Source organism: Methylobacterium sp. J-088 (assembly GCF_022829295.1).
Taxonomy (GTDB): Bacteria; Pseudomonadota; Alphaproteobacteria; order Rhizobiales; family Beijerinckiaceae; genus Methylobacterium.
Genome location: NZ_JAKSYH010000125.1, coordinates 1 through 1,543, shown reverse-complemented (window position 1 = coordinate 1,543; position 1,543 = coordinate 1). Strand labels below are relative to the sequence as shown.

Sequence of the window (1,543 nt, the reverse complement as noted above, 5' to 3'; positions counted from 1 at the left end):
TGATCGAGGTGCAGGCCGCCATCAAACGCTTCATCGCCGAGAGTAACGGCAATCCGAAGCCCTTCGTCTGGACCGCCGACCCGGATCGCATCATCCAGGCCGCAAAGCGCGGGCACCAAGTGTTAGACTCGCACCACTAGGCTTCCTCGCCAATGCCGATTTATCGGCATTCAGAACGCTCTACAGGAACCCCGATCCTGAATGCCCCTTGAAGGCGTTCGCCCTCCTGACGTACCCGACCACCGTCCGCGGATCCCGGTGGCCCGACCGGTCCATAATGCCAGACCGTACAACCGAGGCGCCGCGAACACACTCATACCGGAATAACCTCTTTCAGATCGCCGGTAGGTCTCCGGGGGATGCCGAATTAAGATCCGCAGGATATCTAATCCGTATGGTTCAGATACCGGCGAGGTAGACGGCATGATCACGGTGGTGGGCGGCACCAAGGGCGGCTCGGGCAAGTCGACGGTTGCGACGAACCTCGCGATCATGCTTTCGGCAGGCGGCGGCGACGTGCTGCTGGTCGATGCGGACGACCAGGAGACCTCGACGGATTTCACCAACCTACGCGAGGCGAGCCGGCCCGACGGCGCGGGCTATACCTGCATTGCCCTGACCGGCGCCGCCGTGCGATCCGGCGTTCAGCGCCTCGCCCCGAAGCACGCCCACGTCATCATCGACACGGGCGGCCGCGATACCGTCAGCCAGCGTGCGGCGCTCTCAATCTGCCATACGTACCTAGTGCCGTTCGCACCCCGGTCCTTCGACGTGTGGACTCTCGACAAGGTGGCCGAGCTCGTCGAGGAGGCTCGTGCCGTCAATCCGGAGTTACGTGCCCTTGCCTTCATCAACCGGGCCGAGGCGCGCGGTTCCGAGAATGCCGAGGCGGCTGAGCTGATCCGCTCAAAGCCGGGCCTGGAGTTCGTGCCGGCCGCGCTCGGAGCCCGGAAAGCTTTCGCCCACGCGGCGGCCGCTGGCCTGTCCGTGACCGAGCTACGCCCGCAGGATCCCAAGGCCGCCGAGGAGATCGGCGCCCTGTTTAGCCATCTGTTCAATACCCACCAGATATCCAGAAGCGATCCGGAGGAGGTCCGATAGATGGCTCTGAGCGCAAAACCAATCCGTCCTGCCCTCAAGCCCGCCGAGCCGGCCGACCCTATTGAGGCGTTCATCGCGAAGGGCGGGAGCGTGCCACATGCCGAGCCACCGGCCCCGGTCCCGATCGCCACACCTGAGTTAACCGTCAAAGGTGCTCAGCATCCCCTTAAGTTCCCGGCGGACAGCGATTTGTTCGAACGTCTGGAGCGGGCGCGGAAGGGCAGCGCCGTCCGTCTACCCCGCAACACGTGGGTGCTTCAGGCCATCGCCGAGAAGCTGGCGCGCGACGGTGGCTGAGTATCTTAGAGCGCCTAACAGAACGGGCACGGATCGTTTGGGCAGGCGTTGGTGGGTATGGCACGCCCGCTTCTGCCCGACGATCTCTGGGACGCGATTTCCCCGCTCCTGCCGCCGCCCCGGCCCCGTCCGAAGGGCGGACGCC

At 64.9% G+C, this 1,543-nt stretch carries 2 protein-coding genes and 2 pseudogenes; all 4 read left to right on the top strand.

Annotation, left to right across the window (positions count from 1 at the left end):
* Positions 1–140: pseudogene (locus MKK63_RS13425) on the top strand (IS630 family transposase); the annotation flags it as partial.
* 295 nt (positions 141–435) lie between these two features.
* Positions 436–1,101, top strand: coding sequence for an AAA family ATPase (locus tag MKK63_RS13420; protein WP_244002467.1), 666 nt, complete (start codon positions 436–438; stop codon positions 1,099–1,101).
* On the top strand, positions 1,102–1,398 hold the full coding sequence (locus MKK63_RS13415; protein ID WP_244002465.1) for a hypothetical protein: 297 nt from the start codon (positions 1,102–1,104) through the stop codon (positions 1,396–1,398).
* Between the two features lie 57 nt (positions 1,399–1,455).
* Positions 1,456–1,543, top strand: a pseudogene (locus MKK63_RS13410) (IS5/IS1182 family transposase); the annotation flags it as partial.

Excerpts from the sequence above, each read along its gene's own strand:
- MKK63_RS13415 (WP_244002465.1), top strand. The coding sequence starts at position 1,102 with ATGGCTCTGAGCGCAAAACCAATCCGTCCTGCCCTCAAGCCCGCCGAG.